The organism is Photobacterium sp. AWH4_225 (assembly GCF_056158405.1).
In genome coordinates, this window is the sequence record NZ_JBSWTF010000004.1 from 1611344 (window position 1) to 1638343 (window position 27000).

Here is a 27000-nt window from a genome sequence, read left to right on the forward strand (position 1 = left end):
AATTTAGTGAAGTCACTGACACACTTTTGTCCAAAAACGAGCTAGCGCAAACATTTTGGTACGTGTACTAATTAAAGAGCGACATACAATAGCTATTGCCTGGGTGACCAGGTGACCTCAGTCACTGAAGTCCAACGATAGGAATAATCGCCTTTCATCGCTGAGCAATGTCGGGGAGCGATGAACTAATCCCGTTTCTTCGTTTCCTTGCCAGCGTTCCCCTTTGAGTAGTGCAACGTCACCCGAAGAGAGTTGTTGAACACTTGCCTCTCGAACATATAAACCCGATACCGAGTCTGGCCGCCCATTGCTGCCGTGCCCAAGCTTTGTACGGTTGATGGCATGATTCGGAAGCCACTCTGTCGCTAAACCATGATAGGTGGTCACCAAACGACAAGGCACCCTATCAACGTGAAAACGCGGACACATAGCCTTGTCTAATATTGCTAATCGAAGGCCTGCCCGTTTGAGGTCAAACAGACAACAGAACATGTCGACAAGCTCTGCCATATTGCCGAGAAATACTTTTGATGCTGTACCTTTGGTGAGTGCTTCTAATTCAGAGTAAGCATTTTGAGGGGAGAGAGTAACGGACTTTTCAAATTTTTCATTAGCTTCAAGAAAATGGCTAACGGCATTGCGGAGTTCCGTGTTAATTGAGCGCCGCCAGATAGCAATATTGATTTGCTCCTTGTAGATATCAGTCATTACCGTTGGGTTGTGGCCTGATGACAAAGATTGCCCTTGAGCAGATTCTATTTCTTTCTTGAACCCATCTTTGACCTTAATTTCGACCTTAACTTCGGCCTCAACGTCAATACAGCTGTCTGTGGTTAGTTGTTCTGTTAAAGCAGCATTCATTGTGCGTTTTCCCATTTCCTGAACGAATTGCTTATGTCTTCCAATCCCTTCACTCGCACGGATACGAATGCAAAGATATTGTTATGTTATAACATAGCTATAATGGCGAGGAAAACAATAAATCTGATCTCAATATCATCGATGAAAGGAACGCTTTATGGATCCAATATGGGAGGATGATGCAAAGAAACTTGATCAAAACAGGCCCAGCTTCAGCCTAGCGGGTGCTAGTGGGAACGAAACTGGGCCAGAGGGTTTGCCGTACCTTAGCGGGCGCTAAGCTTAAGCATTTACGGATATTTATTTGAGGTCGAAACGGTCTGCATTCATTACCTTAGTCCACGCTGAGATGAAGTCATTTACAAACTTTTCTTTTGAATCATCTTGTGCGTAGACTTCTGCAATGGCTCGCAGTTGTGAATTAGAACCAAAGACCAAATCCACACGTGTTGCTGTCCATTTCTTCTCGCCTGTCGCTCGGTCCGTCCCCAGGTAAGCACTGTTGTTAGGGCATACTGGTTTCCACTCTGTTGCCATATCGACAAGGTTGGTGAAGAAGTCGTTGCTGAGAACGCCTACCTTATCGGTGAATACGCCGTGTGCTGTATTGTTGTGGTTTGCGCCGAGTACACGCAGGCCACCGATGAGCACGGTCATCTCTGGCGCAGTTAGGCCCAGCAGTTGCGCTTTATCCAGCAGCATCTCTTCGGCAGGCACTGAGAACAGCTTTTTAGCGAAGTTGCGGAATCCGTCAGCTTCAGGCTCCAGTACCGCAAAGGATGCTTCATCCATTTGCTCGGCGGTAGCATCAACACGGCCTACAGAGAATGGGATATCTACATCAAAGCCACCTTCTTTCGCGGCTATCTCGATGGCTGTGTTACCAGCTAGTACAATAAGGTCTGCGATGGATACGCCACGTTCGGTGTTATTGAAGTTGGCCTGGATACCTTCAAGGACGGCCAGTACTTTTTCGAGCTGCTCAGGTTGGTTTGCTTCCCAATTTCTTTGTGGTGACAAACGAATACGTGCACCGTTTGCACCGCCGCGGTAGTCTGAGCCGCGGTAGGTCGAAGCACTGGACCAAGCGGTAAATACCAGCTCAGACACACTCAACCCTGAGTCAATAACCGCTTTTTTCAGTTCAGCAATATCACTGTTTGATAGAGCCGCATAACTTGCTTGTGGCAGCGGGTCTTGCCAAATCATATCTTCTGACGGGGAGTCTTCGCCGATATAACGGCTCTTCGGCCCCATATCGCGGTGTGTTAATTTGAACCAGGCTCGAGCAAAAGCATCAGCAAATTGGTCTGGGTTTTCATGGAAGCGTTTTGAGATTGGACCATAGATAGGATCCATACGCATTGCCATATCTGCGGTCGTCATGATGGTTTTGACTTTCTGAGAAGGATCATGCGCTTTTGGCGCCATATGCTCTTCATTGACCCCAATCGGCTCCCACTGCCAAGCGCCTGCCGGGCTCTTCACCAGATCCCAGTTGTAGCCAAACAGCATATCGAAGTAACCGTTATCCCAAACAATAGGGTTAGGTGTCCAAGCGCCTTCAATACCGGAGGTTGTCGTATCATCGCCTTTACCTGTGCCAAAGCTGTTTTTCCAGCCAAAGCCCATATCTTCTAGTGGCGCTGCTTCTGGCTCCGGCCCCATTGCTTCTTCCGAGCCTGCGCCGTGGGTTTTACCAAATGTGTGGCCACCAGCGACAAGGGCAACAGTTTCTTCATCGTTCATCCCCATACGAGCAAAGGTTTCGCGAATATCACGGCCTGAAGCAAGGATGCTTGGATCGCCATTTGGGCCCTCTGGGTTAACGTAGATCAAGCCCATTTGCACCGCGGCTAATGGCTTTTCTAAGTCTCGGTCACCGGAGTAACGCTCATCGCCAAGCCACTCGCTTTCAGCACCCCAGTAGATGTCTTCTTCTGGTTCCCAAATATCGGCACGGCCACCGGAAAAACCAAAGGTTTTTAGCCCCATTGACTCTAGTGCAACGTTACCAGCAAGAATGAACAGGTCAGCCCAGGAAAGGTTGTTGCCGTATTTCTGTTTGATAGGCCACAGAAGGCGGCGTGCTTTATCAAGGTTACCATTGTCTGGCCAGCTGTTAAGAGGCGCAAAACGTTGGTTACCAGTGTTACCACCCCCGCGGCCATCTGAAGTACGGTATGTCCCTGCAGCGTGCCACGCCATGCGGATCATGAACGGGCCGTAGTGGCCATAGTCAGCTGGCCACCAATCCTGAGAGTCGGTCATGAGTGCTTCAAGATCTGCTTTAACGGCTTTTAGGTTCAGCGCTTTGAAGGCTTCTGCGTAGTTGAAGTCTTCACCTAACGGGTTTGATTTCTTATCGTTCTGGTGAAGTATTTTTATATTCAATTGGTTTGGCCACCAATCGACATTTTTGGTTGCTTTCCCGCCTAGGGTGGTATTGCCACCATGCATGACTGGGCATTTACCAGCAGAACTTGCTTTATTGTTACTCATTTTAAGCTCCTGTGCTGTCAGCTCTTTTTGCGACAGAGTCTATGTTTGGAAAACTCAATATGAATATATAGATAAAGTCAGGGGGTCACAGATGGTTGTATCGATAGTTGTGATAGAGCGAACCTATCTGACGAAGAATGAAATAGTTAATTGATTTTAATCAAATTGTTACAAGTGGTAGGTAAAACAAACCCTGCCAAGCAGATAGCATAGGCAGGGTTTGAGGTTAAAGACAAGGCAGGTTATTAGGCTTGTTTCAGCTCTACCTCGTCGGCGATGAATCCACCGGTCTGATGCTCCCAAAGTTGGGCGTAGATACCATTGTGATCCAGCAGCTCTTGGTGGGTGCCCTGTTCGACGACTTCACCTTGGTCGAGTACGATCAGGCGATCCATTGCGGCGATTGTCGATAGGCGGTGGGCAATGGCAATAACTGTTTTGCCTTCCATCAATTGATACAGGCTTTCTTGAATTGCTGCCTCTACCTCAGAGTCCAATGCCGACGTTGCTTCATCCAGGATCAAGATTGGTGCATCTTTTAGCAGCACACGGGAGATCGCAACGCGTTGGCGCTGGCCACCAGAGAGTTTCACACCACGCTCACCGACCTGGGCATCATAGCCAACATTGCCATGGGGATCGCTCAGGGTTTCGATGAACTCATGGGCGTGGGCCTGCTTGGTGGCACTCAGTAGCTCTTCTTCTGTTGCATCAGGACGACCATAAAGAATGTTCTCCCTGATTGAGCGGTGAAGCAGTGATGTATCTTGCGTCACCATACCAATTTGGCCACGCAGTGAGTCTTGGGTGATATCGGAAATGGTTTGACCGTCAATCTTGATGGCGCCAGATTCAACATCGTGGAAGCGCATCAATAGATTCACCAAGGTCGACTTGCCCGCACCGGAGCGGCCAATCAGACCAATCTTCTCACCCGGTTTGATGTTGAGGTTGAGCTTTTCAATTACCCCTTTACCTTCACCGTAGTGGAAGCTGACATCGTTAAATTCAATGCCGCCTTTAGTCACGTCCAAATCTGGTGCGTTTGGTTTGTCTTGGATATCAACAGGCTTGGATAGGGTTTTCATGCCATCAACCACGGTGCCGAGGTTTTCAAATAAGCTACCGACCTCCCACATGATCCACTTGGACATGCCGTTGATCCGAAGTGCCAAGCTGACCGCAATTGCAATAGCACCGATGGAGATAGCAGCGCTCGACCACAGCCAGATAGACATACCGGCAATGATAAATACCAGTAAGTAGTTAATGGCTTCAACCGAGATATTAAAGCCTGTGACAAAACGCATCTGACGGTACACGGTGTCCATAAAGCCGCTCATGCCCTGCTCGGCATATTCGGTCTCACGGTTGGTGTGCGAGAACAGTTTAACTGTCGAGATGTTGGTATAGCTGTCGACAATGCGGCCGGTCATCATCGAGCGTGCATCGGCTTGCTCGGTCGCAACAGCTTTCAGTTTAGGAACAAAGTAAAACTGGATACCGACATACGCCGCTAGCCACAGCAGCATCGGGATCATCAAGCGAGCATCAGACTGGCCGATCATCACCACCATTGAGGTGAAGTAGACAGTGATGTAAACCAGGACATCGAGCAGCTTCATGACCGTTTCCCTGACGGCCAGCGAGGTTTGCATCACCTTGGTGGCAATACGTCCGGCGAATTCATCCTGATAGAAGGAAACACTCTGGCGCAGTAGGTAGCGGTGTGCCAGCCAGCGAATCGACATCGGATAGTTGCCCAGCAAGGTTTGGTGAACAACCAGAGAGTGTAGGGTGATCAGGATAGGGACCACGATCACCACCAGTAACCCCATGCCTAGTAGCTTGCCACCTTCTTCTGCCCAGAATGTATCCGGGTTGTGCACGGCAAGCCAGTCGACCAGTTGACCCATGAAACCGAACAGTGATACTTCGACGATAGCAATCAGTGCACTGAGTACCGACATGGCAAGCAGGGGTAACTCAAAGCCGCGGGTATAGTGGCGGCAGAAAGCAAATAGCCCCTTGGGTGGCTGTTCTGGCTCATGAGGCGGGAAAGCCTGTGCGAGCTTTTCGAAACGTTTGTACATAAAATGATGGTTCCAGTCTGGCGGATGTGTTTGGCAAAATAGCTCTATCGAAGGCTAACGCTCAGGGGATCACGAAAATTTGGGTGCGCAGCATAGTCGGCGCAGTGATATGTGAAACCGGAGCGATATCCCGACAGGAAAAAGGAATGTGCAAGGACATACACATTATGGTTATCGATTGTACATTTGTGCAACTAAGAGGTTAAGTCTTATTTCTATTTCAATCTTGCCTGATTCTGCTTTTTTACTGCTGCCCAGATAGCGGATGAAAGAAGAGTTAGGTAGCTGGGTATGAATTTAAGGCTCTGATTTTTAATAACAGGCAGGAAAGTGTGAGAATTACGGAAATATCAGCTGAGTTAACATTACCCGTTCGACATCAAGTCCTTTGGCCCAATGAAAGCATTGAGTTCTGCCGAGTCCCCGATGATGCCGATGGCCAGCATTATGGTGTTTACCTTGGCGAGAAGTTGGTTTGTGTGGCATCGGTGTTTGTTTCGGGTGAGCAAGCCCGATTACGTAAATTTGCCACGCTGCCTGAGCACCAAGGTCAAGGTATAGGTTCGGCTGTGATCGAACATATCTTGTTGGATATTAAAGAGAAAGGTGTGAGTTATTTCTGGTGCGATGCTAGAGAATCTGCTGGCGGTTTTTACCATCGTTTTGGCATGTTCCCTGAAGGCGAACGTTTTTACAAAGGCGAGGTACCTTATTTCAAGATGGCAATGCACCTGGACTGAATAGAGAATTAAAAACATAATTCGGCTGGATGTTACCGGTAACGGATGGTTTAATATCAAGATTGCCAAGGTATCGATTACGCTTAAGGCAACCGAATGGAAAATATAAAACAGGAAGAACAATGAAAGAAAGTCAGCAGTTAAACCTCGAATTTTCTCCTTTGGTAGAGCAGGGCTTTGACCTTGCAGAGTGCCCTCGTTGGGACTGGCGTCAGCAAGCGTGGTGCTGGGTGAATATCCCTGCCGGTGAGCTATGGCGCTTGAAAGATGGCAAGGCCGAGTCACGCCAGTGGGATGATATGCTTGGCTGTGCGGCAATGTGGGGTGAAAGTGGCTTCGTTCTAGGTACCAAGTCGGGTGTTTACCTGCTGGAAAACTGGGAAGCGGAACGCCAGCAAATTGCCCCTCTGGTAAAAACGCACCCGAGAATGCGCTTCAACGACGGCCGTGCAGCACCAGGCGGTCGCTTCATGGCTGGTACCCGAAATGGTGCTAAAGAAGGCGATCAGGGCCAGTTCCACCAATTGATGGCTGGCGGCAAGCTAGAGAAAATGCCGATGTTTGCCTGGACCTGTAATGGCTTGGCATTCTCTCCTTGCGGCAAAATCCTGTACTGGGCAGATACAGGGACGAGTTTGGTTTACCGTGCTGACTACAATCCTGAAACCGGCGAGTATGGCGAAAGCACAGTGTTCTGTGACCTGACTGGTTTTGATGGCCGCCCTGATGGCGCCAGCGTCGATAGTGAAGGTGCTTACTGGGTAGCGATGTACAGCGGAAAGTCAGTTGTGCGTATCGGTACTGATGGTGTTGTTACCCACGTGATCCCTGTCCCTGCGGATAACCCAACTATGGTTGCGCTTGGTGGTGAGAAAGGTAATCAGCTAGTCGTAACCAGTGCCGAAAGTGCTAACGGCCCTGGCCAGGTACTAACGGCCCAAGTTGATTGGCAAGGCATTGAAGAGCCGCTGGTAACGGTTCTTTAAGTCAGCTTAATATTTCGGGCGCATCACTCCACTTGTCACTCCACGACAAGGCAGTTGCGCCCTTCTTCTTTGGCCTGGTACAAGCAGTTATCAGCACGTCGGATCAAGCTGTGAATATCGCTCTCTGCATGGGTCATACCCATACTGATGGTGTATTTGATGGTGTTACCGAGGATCGTTAACTCGGATTCGGCTATTTCCTCAATCATCCGATTCAATCTCTGGATGAAAATTTCTGGAGAATTGCCGAACAAAATACAGAACTCTTCACCACCAAAACGAGCAACCAAAGCATCAGGGAAGTAAATCTGCAAGGTGTTCGCCAGCTCAATTAGAACCATGTCGCCGATATGGTGGCCATAGTTATCGTTGAGATGTTTGAAGTTATCGATATCCAGCAAGGCAAGACAACGTGGTCCGTTGTTTTTCTTCACCAGTTGGTGATTGAAGAAGTAGCGTCGGTTCCATGACTGAGTGAGGTAGTCACGGTTGGCTAATAGATATAGATTGCGCTCAGAGTCGAGAATATTCAGGGTGCTGTGCAGTCGGCAGTAGAACTCTTCCTGGTTAAAAGGTTTTTTGAGGAAGTCGTTAGCACCCGCTTTGAGGAATTTTGCAGTAAGTGCAGGCTCTTCACTGGCCGACAGACCAATGACAGCAAGTTGACCCGGTCGGAAGCGTTTTCTGAGCTCTTTGATCAAGCTGACGCCATCGCGCTCCGGCATTGAATAGTCGGTGATCACCAGAGAAATCGACTTGTTTTTGTTGATCATCTCCAGCGCTTGCTCACCGTTTTTAGCTTCCAGTACTGTGAGGTATTGCCTCTCAAGCAGGCTGCGGATGTATTTACGCGCCGTGACAGAGTCATCAACCACCAGGGCGGTATGGTCATGGTTACGTTCTAGGCGCTGCAAGATAGGAATAATGCTGGAAATACAGGTCGGGCTGTCTTTGGGGATGTAGTCGATGACTGTCTTTGCCAGCACTTTTTCACGAGTCATTTCGTCCATTAGCGCCGTCAAAACAATGACTTTTATTCCAACCGATAAACAAACATCGATAATCTCACCGTCCTGGCCGTCCGGTAAGCAATAGTCGAGAATGGCGCACAGGAAATCGGTGCTGTTGTCTAGCACAGCTTCTGCTTCGGCGATGGAGTTGGCAATAACCGGGGTGTAGCCTGCTTGTCTTAGTTCACTTTCAATGACTCGACGGAATGGGCGGCTATCCTCGACGACCAATACTTTTTGTTCCATCACTCAAACCCTGTAGCTGTCTATTATTATGCTTGTTTATAAGGCGCAGTATTATGAGCTATTTTATTTTGAGATACAATTAACACATTCTTTTGTTTGCAGAAATACAATTACTTGTCTGTTTCGGCGGCAATTGGCTATTGATGAATATCAATCAAACATCAAATATTCACTGAATAGTTATTCTGATAAAGAGAAAGAGGTTTTTAAAATGCTGCGGTATCTTACTGATGTACAATCAACTTTCACTCCTGTTTTCTTAACGTCGAGAGAGTTTTTTCTTGAGGAAAATGTAAAAGCACAATCTTGAGGGTTTTTCTTATCAGTGGATTAACCCCTTTGAGTCATATAGAGGCCTTATTAGGGTAAAATAAAGTACTAATGAGTTCAGGCGTTATTTATCTCTTTTATCTTTTTTCAAGTAATAAACTGATAACTTATTTTTCATTACAGTTAAGATACTTTTCGCTCTTTGAGAAATCTTGAAGAAAAAACGGGCAAATTCACCGGGAGAAATTGCCCATGGATAATCATATTATTCTTTCGTGCTGTAATGCTCTAGGATGGCGGTGACCTCTTTTATCCGTCGTACAAAACTGGCCTTTGAGGCGCGCTCGTGTTCGGTATGATCACCATCGCCAAAGGGGCCAAATCCATCGAGAGTCGGGACGCCAGCCCCCGCCATAATATTGGCGTCACTGACACCACCGCGCTGTTCTGTTTTTAGTTCATAGCCCAAAATAGACGCAATTGTATCGAGTAAGGCTTGCTGCTCGGCGGTGGGTGTCATGACATCTCGCTGCAAGCCGCCTTCAATGCTAGCCGTGACCCCTTCGATACCATGCTGGTGGATTAATTCAGGGATCGCACCGAGTACTCTGTCTTGTTCACTTGGTTGGGTAAAGCGTGCTTCAACCATTAATTCTGCATTGGGTGAAATGGTATTGGTACTGATCCCGCCTTTTATTTTTCCGACATTGACCGTTGTTCCTTGCGAAATGTCTGTTAATTCGTCTAAAGCAATCAGCAACTTGGCGGCAGCAAGGTTGGCATTTCTGCCTAGATGGTAGTTATTGCCGGCGTGGGCAGCAACGCCTTTGAGCGTTATTTTGTAGGTGGCTACCCCCTTGCGGCCGACAACCACTTCATGATCAGAACCGGCGGCTTCGAAATCGAGGCAGGCGGCATATTGGTGGGCTATCTGGCGGGTGACAAACTTACTGTCGTCGCTGCCTGTCTCTTCATCGCTGACTAGCAGGACATCGATATTACAGATTTGTCCATATTTCTGGTGAAGGTTTCGTAGCGCACTCAAGGCCACAAAATTGCCGCCTTTCATATCACAGGTACCTGGGCCGTAGACCCATTTTTCATCTTCACTGAAACTCTCGAAAATGCCCGGAGGGAATACTGTGTCTAGATGACCAAGAAGTAACAGTTTGGGGGCGTTTTTATGCTGCGGAGACGTAAACAGTAAATGATTTCCAACACTTTCCCGCTGAAAAGTCTCAACATTGAATCCTAGTGGTTTAAACCAGTTTTGCATGGTCTGACCACTTAGATCTACACCTTCTTTGTTATCTGTCCAGCTGTTTATTTCGATAATTGTTTTTAAATCAGTGAAATCGATAGTTGCCATAATTTGATTCCTTGCACAGGTTTTGTGTTTTTTCTGCGCTGTTTGAATGAAAGTTCCACATAGCTCACTGTTACCACATATATGCAACATTATGATGTCAAACTATGTTAATACCCTAAAGGTTTTACTCACAATGCCATATCGGCATTTTTTTGAACTGCTCACAAAAGGAGTGACACATGGCAAGGCATCGGGTCGGTTTATGGATGTATGAGAACTGTGGAGGCAAAGAAATAGAACAAAAAATCGTCACCAAGTTACGAGAGCGAGAAATTGATGCTTTAACTGGGCTGAACTTGGCGTATGCGACGGCATTTGACGGCAATATTGTATGCAATGGGCAACAACTGAACGAACTCGACCTGTTTTTCTCTTATAACGCGGGCCAGCAGACGCCCTATCAGGTGTACCTGTACCAGGTACTCAACTCAATGATGCCGATGATCAACAACTATGAATCCTTTGCGTTGACGGAAGATAAATTCCGCACTGCTCATGTGTTGAAGACCAACGGCATTACAACTACCGACTATGTGATCTGCAATAAGCATAACTTGGAGCAGGTGCGTGCCCACATGCAGTTCTGGGGCGGCAAGGCAATCTGTAAGCCGGTCGATGGCTGGGGTGGCAACGGTATTATCAAGTTGGAAAGTGAGCGAGATCTGGACTTGTTGACGCCATTTATCAACCAACAACATGCGCCGCAGTTTTATATCGAGCGGGTCATCGAGAATGACTTTTCTGATTACCGTATCGATATTGTCGATAACAAATATGTGGCTTGCTATGGCCGCAAAGCCGCACCAGGAAGCTGGAAAACCAATGTCACCAGCGGCGGCAGTGTGATTAAGCGCGAGCCGGTTCCGGAAGTTATCGAACTGGCATTAAAGGCGGCGAAGGTAACCGGCCTAGAAGTCGCCGGTGTGGATATTATCTATGACGTTGAGCATCAGCGTTATGTGGTGATTGAAGTTAACGGTATCCCTGCGTTTGCCACCCCGGATCAAGAGTTGTTCGGGCTTGATTTCAATGACACCAAGATTGACTACCTGGTGGATCTGATTGACCGCACCGTTACCAAAGAGACTAAACAGCCAGCCAAAGGCTTTATTCCTTCTCTTTCTGAAGCGCTTATCAAACCAAACTTGCTTACCGAGGAAGCTGCAGTATGAACACCCAGAACCACACTCGTCCAAAAATCGGCCTGTTGTACCTAGATCATGTACTGCGCTTCTTTAACCGCTCTAACTTCAAGGGCTGGCCGGACAAAATCGAACAGGTCACTTACCATTGGGGCAATGACAAAGACCGTTTTGTAGCAGAGGTCAAACGCAAGAAAATCGATGTGCTGATCGGCAACATACCGGCGACCGCCTACGAGACGTTCCGTGAGATAGCCCGTGAGTTGCCAGGTGTCCGCTTCTTGCCTTCCCTCGATAGCCAGTTCAGCAACAAGTCGAAAGAAAATGTGACTCACTTTTGTGAGAAATACGATTTGCCGATCCCTCGCACCCGTATTTTTTACGAAGTCGAAGAGGCATTGGACTTTTTGACCAATACGGATTACCCGAAAATCGTCAAGCGTTCATACGGCCCGTCCAATTACGGTGGCTATTTCGTCCATAAAGTCGATGATGTTGAGGAGGCGCTGCGCCTATTCTCGGAAAAACGTTACTACCCAGCCTATATCCAAGATTTTGTCCCGATGAAGGCTGATATTCGGGTCATGCTAGTAGGTCACCAGCCTGTCTGTGCTTTCTGGCGCCGACCGCCGGAAGGTGAGTGGCTGACCAACACCAGCCAGGGCGGCAGCATGGATTACCAGGCGGTACCTGATGGCGTGCTTGAGTTGGCGGTTAAAGCTTCCAAGGCGGCCAATGCCGAATATTGGGCCTGTGATATTGCGGTTAGCATGGACGATGACTACACCATCCTAGAATGTGCGACCGCTTTTGCAGCCTTCCCGTATATCCGAGACTGGATTGGCCAGTACTTGATGTGGCTGTTAGCGCCGCAAGACTTCCGAAAACCGTATTTTGCCCACCGTAATTGGGAAGAAATAGGCAAGATCGATTCTTCGCTGCTTCGAACCATGCGCTATATCACCTTCGGCCAGGCTGATTACTCGACCGATACAGGCGAGTATGCGCCTGCCGATGACCGTTACCGCCTGCTTGAGACGAGCTACCAGCGTGAGGAAGAGTGGCCGAGTGAAGCCTGGAACTTCCAGGGCAATACACCTTACAAAGTGATTGCAGCAGATGACAGCCCATTTGAGAAAGCCAGCCCAAGCCTAAACCCACACATAGAGCAGGAGGTTGATACTGGTATTGAGCAGCTGCAAGAGGTGATGATTGCCCCGGAACAAAGCAATGCTGCTGATAGCAAATCGCTGAGCGAAGAAGAACTGCTGGCGTTTTTCCTACAAGTGAAGAGCGTTGGCAAAACCTTAGCGGGTGATATCGTCTCTACGCTAGGAGCGGTTGAGACACTGCGGGTGCTCAATCAACAACCCGAAATCCTATTGCAGTTCAGGAACCTTAAGCACAAGAAGTTAGCCATAATCATGGATGCATGGCGTGAGTATTGTGCCGAACACCAATATCGCTATGAAGAGGCGGTTGAATGAAAAAACAATATATCTCTTACCAGGACATGATGGACTTCCTGGAAGAGGCGATGGCGAAATACCCGGATCTGATCCGCTTGCAGAGTATTGGCGATACCCATGAAGGGCGACCCATCATGATGGTCACTATGTCGCAGGATGTGGCATATGCGGATCTCAAACCGGCATTGCTTTATACCGGTACTATTCATGCGAGGGAGTGGATTGGCATTGAGTTGGCGGTAAGCTTCGTCCAGTACTTACTGGATAATTACCCGTCAAATCCGGATGTGGTGGAGGCGTTGACCCGCAACACTTTATATATGGTGCCTTGCCTCAACCCTGATGGCTTTGAGTACTCCCGTAAGCACTTCTCATTCTGGCGTAAAAACCGCCGCGATAATGGTGACGGGACATTTGGGGTCGATCTCAACCGTAACTTCGGGATCAACTTCCGCCAGTCGGCCCAAACCAGCTCGAATATTTACGGTGGTCCAGGGCCATTTTCCGAGCCGGAAACCCAGGCGATCAAACAGTTTGTCGAAAGCCGTGACAATATCTGTGTCGCGTTGGATTACCACTCGCAAGGCAATGTGTTTTTCCCTGCCCACAAGTTCAACCATGAGGCTGAAATCGAGGGTACCGATCTCAATATTCTCTGTGCCAACATGGCGCGGGAAATCTACAAGGTCACCAATCGCCAGTATGGTATTCACCGCGGCAAGCCGCCTGCGAACCTGATCCACGGTAGTGGGCGTGAGTACTACTATGACAGGGGTATTTTATCGACTGTGGTTGAGGTTGGGAGCCGGAATATTCCCGATTACCTGATCAACATGTCGCAGAGTGTCGATGAAAACATTCCTGCGCTACTCTATGCCCTGCGCACGACTATTGATTATTCAAAGTTGGCGCCAAGCCGCCCGGAGAGTTTCTCGACCAAGGAAATCACCGCCAATACGGTTGATTTGATTTGGGAGGCGGGCGCTGAAGATGAAGGCTGTTATTACCAGATCTACCGCAGTGAAACGCCGAAAGCGGCTTGTACCCGGGACAATTTGATCGCCATCACTTCGCAGCTCCGCTATACCGATAAGCAGCTCAAATCTGGCCGCCGTTATTTTTATAACCTGCGCAAGGTGAATCGGGTAACGCGGATTAAATCGCCGTTTGCCCCTGAGTTGAAGATCAAAACCTTGCTGGAGCGTGATGAGTTCTCGTTTACCTTGTTCCCCAGCCCGGAAAAAATCGGTTATGTCGGGGAGCTGACCCGCGCCAACAATGCTGAACACTTTGGCCATAATTCGCTGTTTATCGGGGTGAATAAAACCAAAGGGGTTTGCTACGGGGTGATTGATTACGACATGAGCCGGTTACCGGCAGATGCCAAGATCAAAGATGCGCTGTTTTCGCTTTATCCGATGAACCGGGTCGGGGCGAAAATCGAAAATTACGGTGAGTGGTCGGTGTCGATCCTCGACCCAGACGACATCAGCGACATTACCGACTTCGAGCAAATCCACAACGCAGCGCCTATCCAGACGCTGGGTGATGCCATTGACTCGGATCAGCTGACCCAGGGTATTTGGAAAAGCTGGCATTTCAGTGCAATGGAAAAAGAACTGATTGAGCAGCAGCTTGAGAAAGGACGTTTGTTGCTTAGGCTACAAGGCCCGGTGAGTTTGCCGATGGGCAATGACTCGCAGATGATGCAGTTCGATATTGGCTATGGTCGTTTCGGCGGTGGCATCCATTATCGTCCGAGCTTGGATTTGATCTACCACCGCAAGCCGTACCAATTGTCGGTGGGAGCCAGCGCTTGCCATACAGTGAAAGCCGGTGCTGTCGAGGCTGCCAAGCTGCAAAGCGGCTACGATGCCAACGGTGAGCGGATATTCGGGGTGGTGGACTTCACCTTGCCGAGGATGTCTGAGCAAAGTGATGTGGTGTTCACCGACGCCTATTTTGTACTGGAAAGTGCATCGCTGACGGGGATCAACCAGCCAATGCGCTTCTTGGTCGAAATGGTCGATGTGGAAGAGCCGGACTTTGAGCTGCTGACGACCAGTGAGCCAATAGAGTTTATTGGTTATGAAGTCAGTAGCGAAGGGCTGGCCAAAACCGCTCGCCAGACGTTCATGTTCGACAGTTCAGCCCGTCAATACCTTGAGGACTGCTACGACCAAAACCGGGCGGTGAAGCTGGTGATCAAAGCGACCTCGGCTTCTAGGCAGCAAGATGCGGTTGTTGAGTGGAAAACGGACTCCAATGACGGCACCATGTCGACCCAGCTGGTGGTTGAGTATATTGAGCGCCGGAAGCAGCCGCTTGAGGTGCCAGAGAACTTCCAAGCCAGCCTTGAAGGCGGCATGGTCAAACTGACATGGGATAACCCCGATGATAGCGACTGGGTGGGGACTTACGTAGTGCGTAACAGCTTCCATCCACCGCGTTCACCGTTTGATGGCGTCAAGTTGTATGCCGGTAAAGACGGCTACACCTTTGACAAGTTCGGCAATGCCAACCTGGCCAAATACTATTCGGTGTTCAACTACGACAATGTGCCAAATTACTCGGCGCCTGCGGTGCTCAAGTTCAGCTCGGACGAAGTGACGCCGATTGAGTTTGATGAGTTTGAAGCCCAGGACGAGGTCGAACAGCGCTATCGCCAGGGTGATTAATTCAGGCGATTAAGCAAAAGAAAAGCCGCCAGCATGAGCACTTATGCTGGCGGCTTGTTTTTAATCCACTAGGTTAAATAGCCCATAGCCCATAGCCCATAGCCCATAGCCCATAGCCCATAGCCCATAGCCCATAGCCCATAGCCTTTTCTCTAACTCTGGCCTTGCCAAATCAGTTCACATTGCTGGCTGCCATCTTGGGCGATCGGCTTTTCAACCAGCCAACGCAGTGGGGAAACAACTGGGCTGGTGGTGAACCGTACCGAGGTTTCCAGAATCGCAGACAGTGGTACCGAGAAGTCAAAGTCTTCGAACTTGCCATACACTTCAACCGGTGTTTGCAAGCTGAAGATCTGCGCCCGCTTAGACTGTGGCCTTAGGTACAGGGCAAAGTCGCGGTTGGCATAGCTGGCATCGAACTGGCCATTGACCTGGATTCGGGAAGTATCAAGCAGCAAGTCACGCTGACTCATCGTCCCTTGACGGATATCCAAACCGGCAGCGACACAATTGATCACAGACGGATCATTGTTGGTAAAGTTTGGAATGATCGCATCGGTTAAACTGACAGCCCAAAGGTCGATCAAGTCTGACTCAAACTCCTGCGGCCAAGCAGCAAAACCAATAAAGCCGTTGGCGTTGTTCATCAGGGTATCTGGCGAATTGGCCAAACTGGTCAGGTTGAACTGGGTAGAAATATTGCCGTGCATTCCACTTTCCGGTGCTAAGCGACGAGCCAGTATCCCGTAATCGAAGTTTTTGACATTACCCGTGAGCTGGATGTCGAACATATCGTCCTTGGCCTTGATTTCACTGGCAAGCTCGATGTTGCCGCCCGGTAGCTGGACTGTCATTGGCTTGAGGGTGAATACGCCGTTTTCCAGCGCCCAGTGCAATTGGCCTGCTCCTAACCAGTCTTTGCCAGAGCGAACTTCATCGACATCCAACGCGAAGTTGGCGTTGAGCATGTCTAGACCGTCGGTGCTGATCAAAGCAGTGTTCTGAAGATCGTCAGTATTCGCCGTCTCGTCAATTGGTTGCTCGTTGCCAGCTGTTTGCTCAGTGCTTTCTGTCTCCCAAGCCTGCCAGTCGCCAACCTTGAAATCGTCAAGCTGGATAAATGGCGCTCGGAATGCCAGTTCAAGGCGAGGACGTTGATCCGCTTTGAGCGGTGGTAACCATGCTCCCTTGCCAGTTAGCTGGCTGTCGTTGACCTGTACCTTCATATCATTGAGGTGATAGCCCTTGGCATCCATCGACAGGCTAGCGGCCAGTGTGATAGGGCCGTAAGGTGGCAAATCAATATCACTGAAGGCTTCGAGTCGGTCGAGGTTTGGCGTAAATGCCTCGAAGGTAAGATTGAGCGCTTGCGGGTTAATCGGCAGAGTCAGGTTAGAGCTGGCATTGAAACGCATGTCACCCAGATTGGCTGCCAATGTGACCGGTAGCGTCGAGCGACCGTCATTGGCTTCTTTGAGAGATAACGATGACAGTTTGAAAGAGGCTGCTTTTCCCGCTGCCATGCCATTGATGGCCAAGTGGGTTGAAGTGTTAGGGCCTGTTACGAAACGGCCTTGATCCAATTTAACCGCCAGTGCTTTGCCGGTGTAGCTGTCAGCAATATTGGCCTGGCCGCCAATCAGAGCCGCATCGACTTCTGTGTGTTCCATCAGCTCCAAGATAGTGCGGCCCGATAGAGACACGGCGAGCTTGGCACGGTCAAGGCGCATATCAAAATCATCGGTCACATCGAATTGGCTCAGGATGGCCCCGATATCCGGCTGGTTTACGGCAAGGTTGAGGTTGGCTTCGATATTGGCCGCATTGACACCTAAGCTCAGGTCACCTTGGTAAGTGCTACCTGCAAAGCTTGCGCTGATCGGTGCTTTACTCATTTTGCCGTTGCGGACTTTGCCGTTGAAAGACAACTTGTCTAGCTGCTGGTCAGCCCATTTCAGTTTGTCTGCACGGAAGGTCAGGTCAGCATCGGCAATGACCAGCTCACTGCCTAGCAGCGGTACATCAAGGTTGACCCCTTGGGTCGGTACTGTCTGCTCAACCTGTGGCAGCTCTTCATCATTGATGAACTGGCCGAACTGGGTGAAATCCAACTGCGAGAACTGGGCATCCATCACTAGGAATGGACGAACCTGATCAGGCTGCCAACGTAAAGTGACATCGCCGTAGCTTTCCAGCAGGGCAAGATCTGGCATGGCAAGATCTATCCAGCCGTTTTGGTAGCTGAGCTTACCGTCAATATTGATGGTGCCGGAGATGTTAGTTTGGGTGCCCAACCAAGGGTTGAGCAGGCTGGCATCCTTGCTGTTGACCTTGAGATCAAACCAGCTGCCTTCTTCCCAGCGGGTATGTTTGAGCAAGCCTTTGGCTTCGACAGAGATCGCCGGTGAATCGAAGGTCAGCGTTGTCGGCCAGTCACGGCCCATCATGATATCTTGCAGGGTACCGGCTTCGGCTTGGACGTGGGCCGGAATGCCCATTAGCTGACCTTGGATATCTGACTGGAACGGACGGCTGATACCGGCGTTAAGCCTAGCTTGGTCAATGCTGAAGCTGGCTTCGCTTCCCCATTCGACCAAGGCTTTGTCGATAGCAAGGGAAAGCTCGGCTCGCTCCAACCATTCGCTCAGCTTGGTGCCGTTGGTGGTGACAGCTAGCTCAGCGCGGTCAAGCTGGCCGCGGGAGTAGGGCATACCAGTTAGCCAGCGGGCCATTTCGCCCAATGGGGATTGTTCCGCACCCAGTCGGATATCCAGGTTAGATACCCAACCCGTGGCATCGAGCGAGGCTTGGCCACGGAAAGGCACTTCGGCAATGTCTGCTGTCATTGGGGCCGATAGCACGCCAGCCTTGCCATCGACTGACAGGGACAGGTTTTCAACCGGGGTACCCAGCCCTTTGATCTCATCAATGGAGAGATCGACGCGGGTGGTGGTTTTTTCCAGCCATTGCTCAAGCGCACGTTGCAGTGGTGACTGCTGAGGTGGAGCGGCAAAGGCGCGCATCATAGGCTGTGGCTCAGGCTGCAACCATGGGCGCAGGTCAATCAAAGGGATATTCAGCTCACCGTCTATCACATTGTGATCGCCAAGCTCGATATCTAGGTAGCCCTCGCCATGGGTGATTGGGCTTTCAATGACAAGGTTGCTGACCTTGATGCTGTTAGCGGCTGCACTGACATGGGTGGAAACTGTCAATGGAGCAACATGTTTAACATCTAAGCCGAACAGGGCTTCAATCGGGCCAGTATCCTGCCATTGCAGCTTAATATCAGCGTTGACGATATCTGACGCATCGGCCTCGATATTCAACTCGGCACCAGCGAATGAGCCTTTGGCTTTAACCTTACCGGTTTGCTGGTTGACGAGCTGCTCCAGATCGCCAGTTAGTTTAATATCATAGGCTTGGCCGATCATTGCCCCTTTAGCCGTAAACTCCCATTGTTCATTGGGTTGGCTGAGGTTAAGCGAATCTAGGTACCAGTCGAAATACTGACCTTGGCTTTGATCTTCGAAGACAACCGAGAGGTTGCTGGCTCTGATTTGGTCGGTAAGTGCTAACTGCAGCGATGAGTTTCCATCAGTCACAGCCTTTTCGTCAGAGGCGTTTTCACTATCGGTTTCATTTACAGGATCGTCACCTGGGCTAGCGGCTTTAGCTTGAGGACCTAGTAACCAGTTTGCTTGCCCGTCATGGGCCTTGGCGAGGTGCAGGTTAATATTTTCAAGTTCGAGATAGTCAACAGCCAACGTGCCTTTAAGCAGTGGCAGCACGGCGACTTTTGCATTGATCTTGCCGGAGGTCAGCATCGGCTGCCAGTTGAAGGCTTCAATGTTGTCAATGTGCACCCCTTCAAGGTGTACCTCGGGGCGAAATGACAGTACCAAGCCCATCTCCCCGTCAATACGGGTCTCGCGGTCAAGGTTGGAGGTTAGCCACTGATTGATATCGTCTCGGTAAGGGGTGAGGTCAACCTTGATGCCTACGGCAAGGGCTGCGGTGATAATGGCAGCAGGTGTGAGCAGGCCAAGTCCTACCCATTTGCTGATCTTCTTCAGGGGTGACTTAACCGGTTTTGTCGCACCTGGAGTCTCTGGCGACGTGGGCTGCTTGTTGGCAGTATGTTTGTTATTTTCTGGGCGCATAATGATTGCAAAGAAGGCGAAAGACAAAAGGAAAAAAGCACAGCAAAATCAGCTGCGCGCCATTTTGGATGTTGTTTTATTAGCTTCGGCAACCATACCATGAAATGGTCTTTGAAGGCATAAGCGCCGACGGAATTTACACTTCACTGACGGTTATTTCAGACTGTTAATCGGTAGTATACCCAAGCTACTTCAAGATGCATGTTCAGCGAGAATTTATAAGCTTTTAGACAAGGCATTGTTTTGAAGATCTAGTGGCTCTAAATCAAGAATCAATAACGCGGTATAGAAGCTTAGAAAACTCGCCCTTCGGGAGGGTGTCAGCACATCCAATCCTTCGTTGAAGCTTCTTGAAAGGAAATGCCATTCCTGCAAATCTTCGCCTTGTATTGAATGCGCTGACAACCCTCTGAATCCTGCACCTTGAGGTAACTTGGGTATATCATTATTTCAATTAATGTTTCTGATGATTACCAACGGTTTGAGTCATAAGTGATAGGGACGTAAAATCTCTGTACGATTGGAGTAGTGTATGACAGATCAACGTACAGAAATATTCACCGCTGAGCGGCTAGGATCTGGCTTTGAAGTCGATCAGGCATCGCATCTAACAGTGAGCCTACAGCCCGGGCAACATTTGGCAATCAGTGGTCCATCAGGTTGCGGTAAATCGAGCTTGCTGCAAGTCATTGCTGGTTTGCGTCCCCCTGCGGGTGGCGCCATTCACTGGCAACAAAACACGATTAAAGAGCAGAACCTGCCTTGGTGGCGCCAGCAGTTTTGTTATTTGCCTCAGCAAGCCGTGATGGGCGGTGAGACAATCTTAAAGGCACTACTACTGCCTTGGCACCTTAAAGCCCTTAACCTTCCAGAGCCTACACATGAAAAGTGCCTTCAGGTATTGGCATCCCTAGGGATTTCCCATTCACTCGAGCAGCCAACGCTCAAACTCTCTGGAGGGGAGAAGCAGCGCTTGGCGATTGCCCGTTCACTGCTGATGGAGCGTACTTTATGGTTGATGGATGAGCCGACCTCAGCACTTGATCCTGCCAGTCGGGATAAGGTGATTGAGCTCATTGCTAAGCAATCACTTACCGTGATTTCGGTTTCTCACGATCCGGTATGGGTTAACTCGGCACAGCTACAGCATGTGATGGGAGGGAGCGATGAGTGATACTTTAGTGATCAGCAACTGGGCACTGGCTGGTTTTTATCTGTTGTTTCTCATTCCGCTAGGTTTATTTCACCGTTGGGAGTTTGGCCTGAGCAAGACCTTGGTGTCAGCTGTGCTCAGGATGACAATTCAACTTTCGATAGTGGGTATTTACTTACAAACCCTGTTTTCCTTTCAGAACCCCTGGCTCAACACCTTGTGGCTGTCAGTGATGGTGATTGTGGCCGGGTTCAGTATCTGCCGCCGTGCAGGCGTACCGCCAAAATCCGTATTACCGGCTGTATTGAGTGGCCATGTCGTTGCGCTGCTGGTGGTGTTGCCCTTGTTATTGGCAGGTGTGATCCAGGCTGAGCCTTGGTGGCAGGCGCAATACCTGATTCCGGTCGCGGGAATGTTGTTGGGGAACTGCTTGGCCGCGAATGTCTTGGCGTTGGAGCGTTGGTACAGCAGCTTGAAAGACAAACAGGATGAATATCAGTTTTACTTGGCGATGGGAGCGCCTAAGCCGGAGCAGCCATTTATCCGCACAGCGGTTAAAGCTGCCTTGGCCCCACAGCTAGCGTCGATGACTACATTGGGCATAGTTAGCTTGCCAGGTATGATGACAGGTCAGATCCTCGGTGGCACTGAACCTTTGCTGGCGGTGAAATACCAGTTGGTAATTATGGTGGCGATTTTTATCTCAGCCACACTATCAGTAACCACGACCTTGACGGTTGCCAGCCGCTCTGCCTTTAACCGCTATGGACAGTTGAAGTTCTAATGGTTGAAGCTCTGATAGATGACGGTAAAAAGCGTGGATAAAAAAACAGCCGGCATTGCCGGCTGTTTTTTCGAGAATAAGTAATTATTCTGCGATTTCTGCGTTGTGGTAAACGTTCTGAACGTCGTCACAATCGTTTAGCGCATCAAGGAATTTCTCGAATTTCGCTACGTCTTCACCAGCAACTTCAGTCATGGTTTGAGGAACGAAAGAAATTTCTTCAACGTCTAGTGTTACTTCAGGCATAGTCGCAGCCAGTGCGTTTTTCACCTTGAAGAACTCAGTGTGTGGGGCAAATACAGTGATCACGCCGTCTTCACACTCGATGTCAGATACATCAGCATCTTCCATCATTAGGTTCTCAAGTACTGCTTCCTCGTCGTCACCTTTGAACTGGAATACAGCCTGGTGCTCGAACATGTGTGCAGTGGTACCTGGAGAGCCGATTTTGGCACCGTTTTTAACGAATGCTTGGCGAACGTCCATGAACGTACGGTTGTTGTTGTCTGTTAGACAGTCAACGATCACCATGGTGTTACCAGGACCGAAACCTTCATAGCGTGCAGTTGCGAAATCTTCACCGCCGCCACCTTTCGCCTTGTCGATCGCTTTCTCGATAACATGGCTTGGAACCTGATCTTTTTTCGCTTTTTCAATTAGGCGTTTCAGGGAAAGGTTGCTATCAGGATCAATACCACCGTTTTTCGCACTTACGTAAATTTCTTTACCGTACTTTGAATAAACTTTGATTTTTGCGCCCTGTGTTTTTGCCATAGAGGCTTTACGGACTTCGAAACTGCGTCCCATAGGAATCACTCTCTTTTAGATATTTGGGATTTCTGTTGGAGGCGGATTTTATCAGTAACCAAGGCGGTCTGGCTAGGGGTTATAGCTTGAAAGACGGGTTGAAAGGCAGGTTGATTGGTGGGCTAGATCAAGTTCTGTTTTGAAATTTGCACCAATCTTTTCACAGTCGCTAGATTATTAGCGATGAAAACGGTACAAAGCAAAGGCTCAAGTCTCTTGGGTATTGTGAAAAACAGAGAATAATAAAGAGAAGAGATATCAATGAAAATAGTTGCTGTCACCGCTTGCCCTACCGGGATTGCCCATACTTACATGGCTGCTTCTGAACTGACCAAGGCTGCCCAGCAGTTGGGGGTGCAGATGATGGTCGAGACTCAAGGGGCGATGGGGATCGAAAACCAACTGAGTTTTCAGGATATCGGCCGGGCTGATGTTGTTCTGATTGCTTCAGATATCGAAATCGAACACCGTGCCCGATTTACCGGTAGCAAGATCCATTGCGTGACTATTGAAGAGGTGCTGACCGATCCGGTAGGGGTGATCAACCGCTGCAAAGAGTTGTAATTAAACACCTATCTTGATTAATCACATAACGACTTATGATTGAACGCCGTATCACCTTCACTCTCGATGAAGAGGGCCTGCCTGCCTGGAAACTCAACCGGCTAAAAACTTTGGCGGGGTATTTCCGCTCTGTGGTGGTGATACACAATGTCTCCCAGCTAAGGATGGCTAATGCCGAACAGGCAATGCGGATGATGAGCTTGGGTTCGATGCCAGGCGATTTATGCCAGCTGATGATTGAAGGTTCGGATGCCGAGCTGGCCTGTATGGTGTTGACCGACTTTGTCTCCGAGCACTGCCACCTTGTTTGTACTGGCCATCGCCACATTAGTCAGCGTGAAGGGACGGGTAGTATCACCCTACCGTTTGACTATGAACTGAGCTTTTTGCCGCCGCTTTCCCAGTTATCAGTCAGTACTGTTGAAAAAGCAGATGTCCTTACACAGATCTGCCGCCAGTGCGCCCCCAACCAACCCGATAAAGCCAACCGTCTTTTAGAGCAAATGCAGGCGAGAGAGACTATATCATCAACGGCAATGGGCAATGGTGTTGCATTGCCACATATCCTAATCTCAGATGTCGAGGTGCCAACCTTGGTCTTGGCGACTTTAGAACAACCTTTAGACTGGGGCTCTAAGCGCGGTCCTGTGACCAGTATTGTGGGATTGGTACTACCTGCTCCCCCACAACGTGAACATTTGTTGGCTTTCTCGTCATTTTCCAAACGGTTGCTAGAGCCTGATTTTTGTCAACTGCTCACTGAAGATGCGCGCCCAGAGGTACTGCGTGCTGTTGTCCTTGATAGCTTGTCTTTGCCGTTTAGGTGAAAAGGCGTTTAGGTAATAAGGCGTTAGGTAAACTATTCTCTTCCTCGGTAGTCAGACGGCGTCATCCCTGTTTTATTCTTAAACACCCGGTAGAAGTAGTTCACATCCTGAAAACCACAACGGGTTGCCACTTCGTTTAAGCGGAAGGTGTACTTTTTTAACATGAACTTTGCCCGTTCAATCCTTACCCAAGTGATGTAATCGGCCATGCGCATGTGGCCCTGCTGGCGAAATAGCCGTGATAGGTGGTTGGGTGTGATGTTAAAGCGCTTGGCGATCGAGTCGCGGGTAATCGGGCGGTGGAAGTTCTCCTGAATGTAAATACAGATCCCCTGATAGAGATCTTCGCTGCGCTTTTTATTGGTGTTGCTCGGGGCTGAGAGCATCTGCTGGCAATAGCTCATCAAGGCTTGCAGCAGGTGCTCATCCATCGGTTTTTGCAGGGGCTCTTTCGCTAAGGCATTCAGTGCCGCAAGAATGTGGTCGATGGCAAAGCCGGTTCGGGTCTGGATACTGTGCTTTTGCACATCATAGAAGCTCGTTTGCCCCTTGGACTTACTAACCAGGCTGAATCCGAGTTGACGTTTACCAAATAGCAGGCTGAGTACCGAGCAGTCAGTATCCCAGTTGGGCTTGTTCCAACTGTTGGGCGGGATATACAGCGCATCGCCGGCCATGATCTTTACTTCGGTGATGCCATGATCCGGATCCTCCAGCTCATTGAGGTACTCACCGCTGATGACCATTTCCAACCGCGGGAAGTTAACCTGATAGCTAAATGGTGGCGGGGTGATATGATCGCCTGCAAACCAAATTCGGTTGAAGTGCTCCCGCTCGGCAAGCAGGGTTTCGAGTAGCTGGTGGAAGACTTGGGTCATGGTACAAATTGACCTTGGCTAGGGTAGACGTGTTGTGGCTATTATCTTTTGAGCTTGCCTCTATTGTCCTTGTTCTCGGTTGGATACCGTGAAGCGGATCACTAAAAATTGCAGTCCTAGGATGAAAAATCGTGTTACTTAAGTCTAGCGGTTATTCATTTTTTATTTTATATATGTAGCATTTATGATTGATGCTTTGAATTTAATCAGTTGATTTGAATGGTATTTTTGTGGGTTTTTATTGATTGCTATTAAGTGTGTCATTGTGAGAGTCCGATCACACAACAATACAGGTGTTACAAATATCCAGTAAATGCCCCTTTGGTACACTATAAGAGGTGTGCTAAAAAGCCGAAAATATCCCCAACGGCAACAAACAGTATGCCGATATAAATAATCAAAGGGGGAACACTCATGATCACCAATCTGATTAATGAGCAGTTGATTTGCCTAAATCTTAAGGCAACAACGAAAGAAGAGGTGTTTGTTGAAATGATCGATATCCTGCACGCGCAGGGTCGAGTCAGCGACAAAAAACAGTTTTTGGCAGACATCCATGCCCGTGAAGAGCTAGGTAATACCGGTTTTGAAGATGGCGTTGCACTACCACATGCGAAAAGTGCCGCCGTTTGTGAGCCTGCTGTCGCAATCGGTATCAGCCGCAGCGGTATTGAATACGGCGCAGAAGACGGCCTGCCTTCTAAGCTTTTCTTCATGATTGCTTCTCCAGACGGTGGTGCCAACCACCATATCGAAGTACTGGCCGAGCTATCTTCCAAGCTAATCGAGGACGGCTTCATTGACGCTTTCCTTGCAGCAAAATCTGAAAAAGATGCCTTGGCTCTGCTACTGGAAAAAACAGAAAGCGCAGAAGCACCAGCGGCTGAAAATGGTTTCCTTATTGGCGTAACCGGTTGTCCTGCTGGTGTTGCGCACACTTACCTTGCAGCGGAAGCGCTGGAGAAAGGCGCTAAAGAGCTTGGTTACGAAATCAAGGTCGAAACCAATGGTTCTATCGGGGTGAAGAATAGCCCGACAGCCGAAGATATCGAACGTGCTGAAGCGATCATTGTCAGCTGTGACAAGCAAGTGGACATGACTCGCTTTGCTGGCAAGCGTTTGATTAAAACCGGTGTTAAAGCACCTATCAAAGATGCCAAAGGTCTGATTGGCCAAGCTTTGGCTGCGCCTGCATATCAAGCGTCTGGCGATGACGCGCCAGCTGAGAAAGAAAGCAAAGTGACTCAGGCTCGCTCGGATCTCTACCGCTACCTGATGAACGGCGTATCGCACATGATCCCGTTTGTTGTTACCGGTGGTTTGTTGATCGCCCTTGCTCTGGCAATTGGTGGCCAACCAACAGAAGCGGGCATGGCCATTCCTGATGGCAGCATGTGGAATAAGGTACTGGATGTCGGTGTTGTTGCATTCACATTGATGATCCCAATTCTGGCCGGTTACATCGCCTACGCCATTGCAGACCGTCCTGCGCTTGCCCCAGGCCTGATTGGCGGCTGGATTGCTAACAACGGTTCGTTCTACGGCGCGGAAGCCGGTACAGGTTTCATCGGTGCTATCGTCGCGGGCCTGTTGGTCGGTTACTTCGTTAAATTTATCGTCACTCGCAATTACCACAAGTTCATTCAGCCACTTGTGCCAATTATGATTGCGCCAATTACCGGTAGTTTGTTCATCTCAAGCTTGTTCATCTTCGTTATCGGTGCACCGATTGCGAGCCTGATGGATGGCCTGAACGCACTACTGACCAGCATGAGTACGGGTAACGTTGTACTGCTAGGCATTGTATTGGGTGGTATGGCTGGCTTCGATATGGGTGGCCCATTCAATAAGGTAGCCTTCCTATTCTCTGTAGGTATGATTGCCAGTGGCCAGACACAATTCATGGGTGCGATGGCGTGTGCAATCCCAGTCGCTCCGCTAGGTATGGCGCTAGCCACTGTAATTGGTCGTAAGTTCAATATCTTCGAAGAGTCTGAAATTGAAGCTGGTAAAGCCTCAGGTGCAATGGGCTTGGTGGGTATTTCTGAAGGTGCGATTCCATTTGCGGCGCAAGACCCAATGTCAGTTATCCCTGCGAACGTATTGGGTTCAATGGTCGCTGCTGTAATGGCCTTCTCATTTGGCATCACAAACAGTGTTGCTCACGGTGGTCCGGTTGTGGCTCTGCTTGGTGCGATGAACAAACCGGTTCTGGCACTAGCATGTATGGCTGCAGGTGCGGTGGTGACAGCACTGGTTGCAGTATCACTGAAAAAGATGCGCCAGGGTAAAGCACAACAAACCGCTGTTGCTTAATTTCCCCCGCTAGCAATAGCACTACACAGTAAACCTGAGTGACTGTGTCCTTGAAGCTCCCTTAATCGAGGGAGCTTTTTGGCTAGAAGACTTATTCCTAGATTGGTTAGTTTGATTAACCATGAATAATCGATGAAAAGTA

The 27000-nt window shown here is 49.3% G+C and carries 18 protein-coding genes; 10 read left to right on the plus strand and 8 right to left on the minus strand.

The window, feature by feature from the left end; translation table 11 throughout:
* Positions 1–117: 117 nt before the first annotated feature.
* The 3 genes from ACXAD4_RS24460 to ACXAD4_RS24470 all read right to left on the minus strand — a co-directional run bounded on the left by ACXAD4_RS24460 (position 118) and on the right by ACXAD4_RS24470 (position 5456).
* Entirely contained in the window at positions 118–861 is a 744-nt protein-coding gene (locus ACXAD4_RS24460; protein ID WP_475244636.1) for a DUF1826 domain-containing protein, read from the minus strand.
* A 300-nt stretch (positions 862–1161) separates the two neighbouring features.
* Positions 1162–3363: a catalase/peroxidase HPI gene (gene katG, locus ACXAD4_RS24465; protein WP_475244637.1), complete on the minus strand. Its 2202-nt coding sequence runs from the start codon at positions 3361–3363 to the stop codon at positions 1162–1164.
* A 245-nt stretch (positions 3364–3608) separates the two neighbouring features.
* Entirely contained in the window at positions 3609–5456 is a 1848-nt protein-coding gene (locus ACXAD4_RS24470) for an ABC transporter ATP-binding protein (RefSeq protein ID WP_475244638.1), read from the minus strand.
* Positions 5457–5788: 332 nt separating this feature from the next.
* Here ACXAD4_RS24470 and ACXAD4_RS24475 point away from each other — a divergent pair, with 332 nt between their 5' ends.
* Both ACXAD4_RS24475 and ACXAD4_RS24480 read left to right on the plus strand, forming a co-directional pair.
* Entirely contained in the window at positions 5789–6196 is a 408-nt protein-coding gene (locus tag ACXAD4_RS24475; protein ID WP_475244639.1) for a GNAT family N-acetyltransferase, read from the plus strand.
* 122 nt (positions 6197–6318) lie between these two features.
* Positions 6319–7182 (plus strand): SMP-30/gluconolactonase/LRE family protein, encoded by an 864-nt coding sequence (locus ACXAD4_RS24480; protein WP_475244640.1) that lies wholly within the window; start codon positions 6319–6321, stop codon positions 7180–7182.
* A 35-nt stretch (positions 7183–7217) separates the two neighbouring features.
* Here ACXAD4_RS24480 and ACXAD4_RS24485 read toward each other — a convergent pair whose 3' ends face one another.
* Together ACXAD4_RS24485 and ACXAD4_RS24490 are read right to left on the minus strand one after the other, a co-directional pair.
* Positions 7218–8438 (minus strand): response regulator, encoded by a 1221-nt coding sequence (locus tag ACXAD4_RS24485; protein WP_475244641.1) that lies wholly within the window; start codon positions 8436–8438, stop codon positions 7218–7220.
* A gap of 535 nt (positions 8439–8973) precedes the next feature.
* Positions 8974–10077, minus strand: a complete 1104-nt coding sequence (locus ACXAD4_RS24490) for a M20 family metallopeptidase (RefSeq protein ID WP_475244642.1) — start codon at positions 10075–10077, stop codon at positions 8974–8976.
* Between the two features lie 179 nt (positions 10078–10256).
* Here ACXAD4_RS24490 and ACXAD4_RS24495 point away from each other — a divergent pair, with 179 nt between their 5' ends.
* The 3 genes from ACXAD4_RS24495 to ACXAD4_RS24505 are packed head-to-tail and all read left to right on the plus strand — an operon-like array spanning position 10257 to position 15366.
* Entirely contained in the window at positions 10257–11249 is a 993-nt protein-coding gene (locus ACXAD4_RS24495) for an ATP-grasp domain-containing protein (RefSeq protein ID WP_475244643.1), read from the plus strand.
* Positions 11246–12706: an ATP-grasp domain-containing protein gene (locus ACXAD4_RS24500; RefSeq protein ID WP_475244644.1), complete on the plus strand. Its 1461-nt coding sequence runs from the start codon at positions 11246–11248 to the stop codon at positions 12704–12706. The genes ACXAD4_RS24495 and ACXAD4_RS24500 overlap by 4 nt, the downstream gene beginning before the upstream one ends.
* Positions 12703–15366, plus strand: coding sequence for a M14 family zinc carboxypeptidase (locus ACXAD4_RS24505; protein WP_475244645.1), 2664 nt, complete (start codon positions 12703–12705; stop codon positions 15364–15366). The genes ACXAD4_RS24500 and ACXAD4_RS24505 overlap by 4 nt, the downstream gene beginning before the upstream one ends.
* Before the next feature lie 152 nt (positions 15367–15518).
* Here ACXAD4_RS24505 and ACXAD4_RS24510 read toward each other — a convergent pair whose 3' ends face one another.
* Entirely contained in the window at positions 15519–19529 is a 4011-nt protein-coding gene (locus ACXAD4_RS24510) for an AsmA family protein (RefSeq protein ID WP_475244646.1), read from the minus strand.
* 532 nt (positions 19530–20061) lie between these two features.
* On the opposite strand from ACXAD4_RS24510, the gene ACXAD4_RS24515 reads away from it, so the two are divergent.
* Positions 20062–20703, plus strand: a complete 642-nt coding sequence (locus ACXAD4_RS24515; RefSeq protein ID WP_475244647.1) for an ABC transporter ATP-binding protein — start codon at positions 20062–20064, stop codon at positions 20701–20703.
* Positions 20696–21466 carry an ABC transporter permease gene (locus tag ACXAD4_RS24520; RefSeq protein ID WP_475244648.1) on the plus strand — a complete coding sequence of 257 codons (771 nt, stop codon included), beginning with the start codon at positions 20696–20698 and terminating at the stop codon, positions 21464–21466. The genes ACXAD4_RS24515 and ACXAD4_RS24520 overlap by 8 nt, the downstream gene beginning before the upstream one ends.
* An 84-nt stretch (positions 21467–21550) precedes the next feature.
* Here the strand turns inward: ACXAD4_RS24520 and ACXAD4_RS24525 are convergent, their stop codons facing one another.
* Positions 21551–22273 carry a YebC/PmpR family DNA-binding transcriptional regulator gene (locus tag ACXAD4_RS24525; RefSeq protein WP_044620594.1) on the minus strand — a complete coding sequence of 241 codons (723 nt, stop codon included), beginning with the start codon at positions 22271–22273 and terminating at the stop codon, positions 21551–21553.
* A 261-nt stretch (positions 22274–22534) separates the two neighbouring features.
* Between ACXAD4_RS24525 and ACXAD4_RS24530 the strand changes: the two genes are divergently transcribed.
* Together ACXAD4_RS24530 and ACXAD4_RS24535 are read left to right on the plus strand one after the other, a co-directional pair.
* Entirely contained in the window at positions 22535–22837 is a 303-nt protein-coding gene (locus ACXAD4_RS24530) for a PTS fructose transporter subunit IIB (RefSeq protein ID WP_107297288.1), read from the plus strand.
* A gap of 35 nt (positions 22838–22872) precedes the next feature.
* A complete protein-coding gene (locus tag ACXAD4_RS24535; protein ID WP_475244649.1) occupies positions 22873–23664 on the plus strand; it encodes a PTS sugar transporter subunit IIA in 792 nt (263 codons plus the stop codon).
* Positions 23665–23696: 32 nt separating this feature from the next.
* On the opposite strand, the gene ACXAD4_RS24540 is transcribed toward ACXAD4_RS24535, so the two are convergent.
* Positions 23697–24542: an AraC family transcriptional regulator gene (locus ACXAD4_RS24540; protein WP_475244650.1), complete on the minus strand. Its 846-nt coding sequence runs from the start codon at positions 24540–24542 to the stop codon at positions 23697–23699.
* Between the two features lie 414 nt (positions 24543–24956).
* Here ACXAD4_RS24540 and ACXAD4_RS24545 point away from each other — a divergent pair, with 414 nt between their 5' ends.
* Positions 24957–26858 (plus strand): PTS fructose transporter subunit IIABC, encoded by a 1902-nt coding sequence (locus ACXAD4_RS24545; RefSeq protein WP_475244651.1) that lies wholly within the window; start codon positions 24957–24959, stop codon positions 26856–26858.
* The last annotated feature ends 142 nt before the right edge of the window (positions 26859–27000 follow it).

Bases quoted from the DNA above. Each gene is read 5' to 3' on its own strand.
- ACXAD4_RS24460 (WP_475244636.1), bottom strand. From the start codon at position 861: ATGAATGCTGCTTTAACAGAACAACTAACCACAGACAGCTGTATTGAC.
- katG (WP_475244637.1), bottom strand. From the start codon at position 3,363: ATGAGTAACAATAAAGCAAGTTCTGCTGGTAAATGCCCAGTCATGCAT.
- ACXAD4_RS24470 (WP_475244638.1), bottom strand. From the start codon at position 5,456: ATGTACAAACGTTTCGAAAAGCTCGCACAGGCTTTCCCGCCTCATGAG.
- ACXAD4_RS24480 (WP_475244640.1), top strand. From the start codon at position 6,319: ATGAAAGAAAGTCAGCAGTTAAACCTCGAATTTTCTCCTTTGGTAGAG.
- ACXAD4_RS24485 (WP_475244641.1), bottom strand. From the start codon at position 8,438: ATGGAACAAAAAGTATTGGTCGTCGAGGATAGCCGCCCATTCCGTCGA.
- ACXAD4_RS24490 (WP_475244642.1), bottom strand. From the start codon at position 10,077: ATGGCAACTATCGATTTCACTGATTTAAAAACAATTATCGAAATAAAC.
- ACXAD4_RS24495 (WP_475244643.1), top strand. From the start codon at position 10,257: ATGGCAAGGCATCGGGTCGGTTTATGGATGTATGAGAACTGTGGAGGC.
- ACXAD4_RS24500 (WP_475244644.1), top strand. From the start codon at position 11,246: ATGAACACCCAGAACCACACTCGTCCAAAAATCGGCCTGTTGTACCTA.
- ACXAD4_RS24505 (WP_475244645.1), top strand. From the start codon at position 12,703: ATGAAAAAACAATATATCTCTTACCAGGACATGATGGACTTCCTGGAA.
- ACXAD4_RS24510 (WP_475244646.1), bottom strand. From the start codon at position 19,529: ATGCGCCCAGAAAATAACAAACATACTGCCAACAAGCAGCCCACGTCG.
- ACXAD4_RS24515 (WP_475244647.1), top strand. From the start codon at position 20,062: ATGACAGATCAACGTACAGAAATATTCACCGCTGAGCGGCTAGGATCT.
- ACXAD4_RS24520 (WP_475244648.1), top strand. From the start codon at position 20,696: ATGAGTGATACTTTAGTGATCAGCAACTGGGCACTGGCTGGTTTTTAT.
- ACXAD4_RS24525 (WP_044620594.1), bottom strand. From the start codon at position 22,273: ATGGGACGCAGTTTCGAAGTCCGTAAAGCCTCTATGGCAAAAACACAG.
- ACXAD4_RS24530 (WP_107297288.1), top strand. From the start codon at position 22,535: ATGAAAATAGTTGCTGTCACCGCTTGCCCTACCGGGATTGCCCATACT.
- ACXAD4_RS24535 (WP_475244649.1), top strand. From the start codon at position 22,873: ATGATTGAACGCCGTATCACCTTCACTCTCGATGAAGAGGGCCTGCCT.
- ACXAD4_RS24540 (WP_475244650.1), bottom strand. From the start codon at position 24,542: ATGACCCAAGTCTTCCACCAGCTACTCGAAACCCTGCTTGCCGAGCGG.
- ACXAD4_RS24545 (WP_475244651.1), top strand. From the start codon at position 24,957: ATGATCACCAATCTGATTAATGAGCAGTTGATTTGCCTAAATCTTAAG.